General features: G+C 60.1%; 9 protein-coding genes. 5 read left to right on the top strand and 4 right to left on the bottom strand.

Annotated features, from left to right (window positions below):
- Positions 1-65 precede the first annotated feature (65 nt).
- From scpB to ACW9JC_RS27895, 4 genes are all read right to left on the bottom strand, one after another.
- Positions 66-1,037, bottom strand: a complete 972-nt coding sequence (gene scpB / locus ACW9JC_RS27910; protein WP_457459065.1) for an SMC-Scp complex subunit ScpB — start codon at positions 1,035-1,037, stop codon at positions 66-68.
- An 11-nt stretch (positions 1,038-1,048) separates the two neighbouring features.
- Positions 1,049-1,747: a segregation and condensation protein A gene (locus tag ACW9JC_RS27905; protein ID WP_416129812.1), complete on the bottom strand. Its 699-nt coding sequence runs from the start codon at positions 1,745-1,747 to the stop codon at positions 1,049-1,051.
- Positions 1,748-1,867: 120 nt separating this feature from the next.
- A complete protein-coding gene (locus ACW9JC_RS27900; RefSeq protein WP_338582410.1) occupies positions 1,868-2,497 on the bottom strand; it encodes an L-threonylcarbamoyladenylate synthase in 630 nt (209 codons plus the stop codon).
- Positions 2,498-2,510: 13 nt separating this feature from the next.
- A complete protein-coding gene (locus ACW9JC_RS27895; RefSeq protein WP_457459062.1) occupies positions 2,511-3,374 on the bottom strand; it encodes a PHP domain-containing protein in 864 nt (287 codons plus the stop codon).
- Positions 3,375-3,461: 87 nt separating this feature from the next.
- On the opposite strand from ACW9JC_RS27895, the gene ACW9JC_RS27890 reads away from it, so the two are divergent.
- The 5 genes from ACW9JC_RS27890 (at position 3,462) to ACW9JC_RS27870 (ending at position 6,240) form a co-directional block, all read left to right on the top strand.
- Positions 3,462-4,058, top strand: coding sequence for a septation protein A (locus ACW9JC_RS27890; protein WP_338582412.1), 597 nt, complete (start codon positions 3,462-3,464; stop codon positions 4,056-4,058).
- A gap of 1 nt (position 4,059) precedes the next feature.
- A complete protein-coding gene (locus ACW9JC_RS27885; RefSeq protein WP_008156126.1) occupies positions 4,060-4,359 on the top strand; it encodes a YciI family protein in 300 nt (99 codons plus the stop codon).
- A gap of 111 nt (positions 4,360-4,470) precedes the next feature.
- Positions 4,471-4,884, top strand: coding sequence for a translation initiation factor 2 (locus ACW9JC_RS27880; protein WP_457459060.1), 414 nt, complete (start codon positions 4,471-4,473; stop codon positions 4,882-4,884).
- A gap of 7 nt (positions 4,885-4,891) precedes the next feature.
- Positions 4,892-5,569, top strand: a complete 678-nt coding sequence (locus ACW9JC_RS27875) for a response regulator transcription factor (RefSeq protein ID WP_338582414.1) — start codon at positions 4,892-4,894, stop codon at positions 5,567-5,569.
- A gap of 221 nt (positions 5,570-5,790) precedes the next feature.
- Complete coding sequence (locus tag ACW9JC_RS27870) at positions 5,791-6,240, top strand: Spy/CpxP family protein refolding chaperone (protein WP_338582415.1); 450 nt, start codon at positions 5,791-5,793, stop codon at positions 6,238-6,240.
- Positions 6,241-6,353 lie beyond the last annotated feature (113 nt).

Below are 6,353 nucleotides of genomic sequence, written 5' to 3'. Positions count from 1 at the left end.
AGCGGGTAGACAGTGGGTGCGAGTCCATACATAGGAGCTGCCGCAGGCTGCGATCTTTTGACGCTTCAGTCTTCGAATTCGCGGCGTTCAGCTTCGATGGCTTCGGCGAGCGCCAGGGCTTCGGCTTCTTCGTCGCTTAACTCGGGCTCGGGTGTCGGCTGTTCCAGAGCGGCAACGGCGGCCAGGAGTTTTTCACGAGCCTCGGCCACGCCGAGAATGTCGTCTTCCTGCTCCGGTTCAATTTCCGGCTCAGGCTCGATTTGGGCAATTTCAGGTTCCGGCTCGATGTCCGGCTGTTCCGAATCAAACTCAGGCGCCACGCCGTCTCGCAACAGATCATCGAAATCGGTCTTGATCCCCTCTTCCATGCTGTCCAGTTCCAGCAACAGCGTATGGAAACTGGTCTCTTCCTTCGGCTCTTCCGGCTCGGCGCTGGCATCGGCCAACTCTTGCAGCGATGCCGGCACCGGCGCGTCGTCGAAATCGAGGACCGGGTCGGGTTCCAGCTCACGCAACTCCGCCAGCGGCGGCAGGTCGTCGAGGTTCTTCAGGTTGAAGTGATCGAGAAACGCCTTGGTGGTGGCGAACATCGCCGGTTTACCCGGCACGTCGCGGTAGCCAACGATACGGATCCACTCGCGTTCCATCAGCGTCTTGACGATCTGGCTGTTGACCGCCACGCCCCGCACATCTTCGATCTCGCCCCGGGTGATCGGCTGTCGGTAGGCGATCAAGGCGATGGTTTCGAGCATGGCGCGCGAGTAACGCTGCGGCCGCTCTTCCCACAAACGCCCGACCCACGGCGAAAACTTCTCGCGAATTTGCAGGCGAAAGCCGGAAGCGACTTCCTTCAACTCGTACGCGCGGCCATCGCAGGACTTGCCCAGAATGGTCAGGGCTTTCTTGAAAACCGCCGGCTCCGGGCGCTCGCCTTCTTCGAAGAGTTCGAACAGGCGCTCCAGGGATTGCGGTTTTCCCGAGGCCAACAGAAAGGCTTCAAGCAGTGGCGCCAGCTCGCGGGGTTCACTCAGGTTCATGATTCGACTCGTTATTCGGCTCGGGCTCGCACATGGATCGCGGCGAACGGCTCATTCTGCACCAGCTCGACCAAAGATTCCTTCACCAGTTCGAGGATCGCCATAAAGGTCACGACGACCCCCAGCTTCCCCTCTTCCGCGGTGAACAGCTCGACAAACGGCACGAAACCGCCGCCCTTGAGGCGTTCGAGCACATCGCTCATGCGTTCGCGGGTGGACAGCGCCTCGCGGCTGACCTGGTGACTTTCGAACATGTCGCCACGGCGCAGCACCTCGGCCATGGACAGCAGCAACTCCGACAGACGCACGTCCGGCAACAACTTGCGCGCGCGGGCCTCCGGGGCATCGAGCTTGGGCACCACCACGTCGCGACCGACACGGGTCAGGCCATCGATACCTTCCGCAGCAGCCTTGAAGCGCTCGTACTCCTGCAAGCGGCGAATCAGTTCGGCACGCGGGTCTTCCTCCTCGTCCTCGACGGTTTCGGCCCGAGGCAGCAGCATCCGCGACTTGATCTCGGCGAGCATCGCGGCCATCACCAGGTACTCGGCGGCGAGTTCCAGGCGCACCGATTGCATCAACTCGACATAGCCCATGTACTGGCGGGTGATTTCCGCCACCGGGATGTCGAGGATGTTGATGTTCTGTTTGCGGATCAGGTACAGCAGCAGGTCGAGCGGGCCTTCGAAGGCTTCAAGAAAGACTTCCAGTGCATCCGGCGGGATATACAGGTCAATCGGCATTTCCATGACCGCCTGACCATAGACCATGGCGAAGGGCAGCTCTTGCTGGGCTCCGGCCTGACTGTCGACGGGTTCTACTGCGGACATCTAGGCCTCGGCCATGAACGGCGCAGGGTCGCCGCAACCGACACGGATCACTTCCGGTTCGCCATCGGCGAGGCTGATCACGGTGGACGCCTTGATCCCGCCGAAGCCGCCGTCGATGATCAGGTCGACCTGATGCTCCAGCAACTGGCGCATTTCATAGGGATCAAACATCGGGTCGGTTTCACCGGGCATGATCAGGCTCACGCTCATCAACGGCTCGCCGAGCTGATCCAGCAGTGCCAGCGCGATTGGATGGCTGGGCACCCGCAGACCGATGGTGCGTTTTTTCGGATGCAACAACAGCCGCGGGACTTCGCGGGTGGCGTTCAGAATAAAGGTATACGGCCCCGGCAGATGAGCCTTGAGAATGCGGAAGGTGCCGGTGTCGATCTTGGCGAACAGGCCCAGTTGCGACAGGTCGCTACAGATCAGCGCGAAATTGTGCTTGTCGTCCAGCCCGCGCAAACGGCGCACACGTTCCACGGCGACCTTGTCACCGATCTGGCAACCGATTGCGTAGGAGGAGTCCGTGGGATAAATCACCACCCCGCCGCTACGGATGATTTCGACAGCCTGTTTGATCAGGCGCGGTTGCGGGTTTTCCGGATGAATCTGGAAAAATTGACTCACATTCTCTACCTGTTCAGACGGCGGCAATAACTGTGTCATGTTTGAACCGACACCACAGGGGTGGCAGATCCTCCGGGAGCGGGCGGTACTCACCGATTTCCGACCACCCGCCTGGGCCATGGAAATCACTGCCGGCGCTGACCAGCAGACCGAACTCGCGGGCCAGAATGGCCAGGCTGCCCACTTGATCGGCAGGCTGATAACCATTGACCACTTCGATCGCGTGGCCCCCCGCTTGAATATAGTCGGCAATCAGGCGGCGACGCTTGCTGCGAGTAAATTCGTAATGCCAAGGATGGGCCAGACTGACCCAGGCCTTGGCTGCGCGCAGGGTTTCGACGGTATCTTCCAGGGTCGGCCAGTGCTGCTTGACGTCCCCGAGCTTACCGGCGCCCAGCCATTTGCGAAACGCTTCGGCGCGATCCTTGACGAAACCTTCACGCACCATCCAGTCAGCGAAATGCGGTCGGGCAGGTGCGTTGCCGCTGTCGCCCAGTTCCTGCTGGATCTCGCGCGCGCCTTCCAGCGCGCCGGGCATGCCCTTCAACGCCAATTTGCGACTTATTTCTTCGGACCGCAGCCAACGGCCATCGTGCAATTTGGCAATCGCTTCGACCAACGGTGCGGCATTGACATCGAAACCGTAGCCCAATACATGAATGGTCGCGCCGCCCCAGGTACAGGACAATTCGACGCCGTTGACCAGTTGCATCCCCAGCGCAGTCGCCGCTTCCCGGGCTTCAGCGATGCCTTCGAGCGTGTCGTGATCGGTCAAGGCCAGGACTCGCACGCCTTTCTCGAACGCACGCGCAACCAGAACCGCAGGCGCCAGAGCGCCATCGGAGGCCGTGCTATGGCAGTGCAAATCAACATTCACGGGGCTTTGTAACCTCAAATCAGCTGGCGCTATCGCGCGCCCATATGTTTGTTATTATGCCGCCACATCCTGCTTCTGGCTGCCACTGTGAAACAATTCATCGATTTCATCCCGCTCCTGCTGTTTTTCATCGTCTTCAAAATCGATCCACGGGTCGTCGACATTGCCGGCCACGAGGTAACTGTAGGCGGTATTTACAGCGCCACCGCGATGCTGATCATCAGTTCGCTGGTGGTCTACGGCACGCTGTTCATCAAACAGCGCAAGCTGGAGAAGAGCCAGTGGCTGACCCTCGTCGCCTGCCTGGTCTTCGGTAGCCTGACCCTGGCCTTCCACAGCGAGACGTTCCTGAAATGGAAAGCCCCGGTGGTCAACTGGCTGTTCGCCCTGGGTTTCATCGGCAGCCACTTCATCGGTGACCGCCTGCTGATCAAGCGCATCATGGGCCACGCACTGACCCTGCCGGACCCGGTCTGGACGCGCCTGAACATCGCCTGGATCGTGTTTTTCCTGTTTTGCGGTGCCGCCAACCTGTTCGTCGCGTTCACCTTCCAGAGCTACTGGGTCGACTTCAAGGTCTTCGGCAGCCTGGGCATGACACTGATTTTCCTGGTCGGCCAGGGCATCTACCTGTCCCGCCACCTGCACGATGCCGATACCACATCGCCAAAAACCGAGGACTGACATGCTTTACGCAATCATTGCCACAGACGTCGCCAACTCCCTGGAAGCCCGCCTGGCCGCACGCCCGGCACACCTTGAGCGCCTGCAAGTGCTCAAAGGCGAAGGTCGCATCGTATTGGCCGGCCCGCACCCGGCAGTCGACAGCAATGATCCGGGCGCAGCGGGTTTCACCGGCAGCCTGATCGTCGCCGAATTCGACTCCCTGAGCGCCGCCCAGGCCTGGGCCGACGCCGATCCGTACATCGCCGCCGGCGTCTACGCCAACGTCTCGGTCAAGCCGTTCAAGCAAGTCCTTCCGTAATATCCTCCCGCGCGATGAACCTTTAACGGTTCATCGCGATCTCAATCGCTCATTATTCTCGTTTGCCTGCCGATAACCTGCCAAATACCCGTATTGGAATCAGGAGTCGCGATGCGCAAAGGTCCTTTGTGTCTGATGTTGGTCACGCTGTCGATCGTGGCCCCCGCCCACGGTGAAGAAAGCGCCGAGGGTGGCAGTTCGACGCCTTTGTCCTTGAGTGCCGGCAGCCAGATCAACGAATTGCAGCAACGCTTGAAGGAAAGCGAGCGGCAACGAGAAGAGCTGAACAAACAATTGCAGACTGCCGATGGCGAACGCGAGAGCGCCCAACTGACCCGGTTGCGCCAGGAGAACCAGCGTTTGAAGCTGCAACTCAAGGAAACCCAGGCCGGCAGTTCGATCCCGCGCTTGCTGACCGATCAGCAACAGTGGTTCGTCATTGGCGCCGGAGTTGCGCTAACAGCCCTGCTCTGCGGTATCTTCGCCAGTGGTGCAAGTCGAAAACGTCGACAATGGCTAAATTGAGTGAGTCATGAGCGAGCTGTTACTAATTGATGATGACCAGGAGCTGTGTGAGCTCCTGAGCAGTTGGCTGAGCCAGGAAGGCTTTCAGGTACGTGCCTGTCACGATGGCCAGAGCGCTCGTCGCGCGCTGGCCGAAACTTCCCCGGCGGCCGTGGTGCTGGACGTGATGCTGCCGGACGGCAGTGGCCTGGAACTGCTCAAGCAGTTGCGCAGCGATCATCCGGATTTACCGGTGCTGATGCTCTCGGCCCGGGGCGAACCCCTGGACCGCATCCTCGGCCTGGAACTGGGCGCCGACGATTACCTGGCCAAGCCGTGCGATCCACGGGAATTGACAGCCCGCCTGCGCGCCGTATTGCGGCGCAGTCATCCGGCGGCGGTGTCCAGCCAGTTGGAGCTGGGCGACCTGTGTTTCAGCCCGGTGCGCGGTGTGGTCAGCATCGACGAGCAAGAGTTTTCCCTCACCGTTTCCGAAAGCCGTTTGCTCGAAGCCCTGCTCAAGCAACCCGGTGAGCCGCTGGACAAACAGGAACTGGCGCAAATCGCCCTCGGCCGCAAGTTGACCCTCTACGACCGCAGCCTCGACATGCACGTCAGCAACCTGCGCAAGAAGATCGGCCCGCATCCTGATGGCCGCCCGCGCATCGTGGCCCTGCGTAGTCGCGGCTATTACTACAGCCTCTGAATCTTTCTGTAGGAGCTGCCGCAGGCTGCGATCTTTTGACTTTCGTTTAGAAGATCAAAAGATCGCAGCCTTCGGCAGCTCCTACACAGCCTGTAAGTTTTGTCAGGTCAGCCGAAAATCATGTTTACCAAAGCTTTACGCTCCGCTGACCGCCGCTGACCTTGATCTCCGTAATCTGCACACATCCGGAACGTACCGGGAATGAGACAAGGAGATTCACCATGCGCAAGACTCTTATCGCTCTGATGTTCGCCGCTGCCCTGCCGACCGTTGCCATGGCCATGCCTGAAGGCACCGGACCGATGGGTGGCCCAATGGACGGTTCGCGCCATGGCGGTCAGATGCACGGCATGCACGGTAAAGGCCCCTACAGCCAGCTGGACCTGAGCCGCGAACAGCGCGAGCAGATCCGCAAGATCATGGGCGAGCAGATGCACGAGCGTAAGCAACTGGTCGACAAATACCTGGAGAAACTCTCCCCGGCCGACCAGAAAGCCATGAAAGACGAAATGGCCGCCAAGCATCAGAAAGCCGAAGCCGATGTGCGCGCCGTATTGAAACCGGATCAACAGAAGAAATTCGACGAGATCCAGAAAAAACAGGCTGAGCGTCGCGCCGAATGGGCAGAGTTCAAGGCCTGGAAAGCGCAACAACCGCAAAAAGCGCAATAATGCGCTGACCCCGGACCCAACGGCTGAACACCGTTGGGTCTTGCACTACACAATCCACTGTGGGAGCGAGCTTGCTCGCGATGGCGGACTTTCTGACACGTTGATGTCGGATG

This window comes from Pseudomonas sp. SDO5591_S426 (genome assembly GCF_054070755.1).
This window is presented reverse-complemented; position numbering and strand designations above follow the sequence as displayed.

Excerpts from the sequence above, each read along its gene's own strand:
- scpB (WP_457459065.1), bottom strand. The coding sequence starts at position 1,037 with ATGAACCTGAGTGAACCCCGCGAGCTGGCGCCACTGCTTGAAGCCTTT.
- ACW9JC_RS27885 (WP_008156126.1), top strand. The coding sequence starts at position 4,060 with ATGCTTTACGCAATCATTGCCACAGACGTCGCCAACTCCCTGGAAGCC.
- ACW9JC_RS27875 (WP_338582414.1), top strand. The coding sequence starts at position 4,892 with ATGAGCGAGCTGTTACTAATTGATGATGACCAGGAGCTGTGTGAGCTC.
- ACW9JC_RS27880 (WP_457459060.1), top strand. The coding sequence starts at position 4,471 with ATGCGCAAAGGTCCTTTGTGTCTGATGTTGGTCACGCTGTCGATCGTG.
- ACW9JC_RS27870 (WP_338582415.1), top strand. The coding sequence starts at position 5,791 with ATGCGCAAGACTCTTATCGCTCTGATGTTCGCCGCTGCCCTGCCGACC.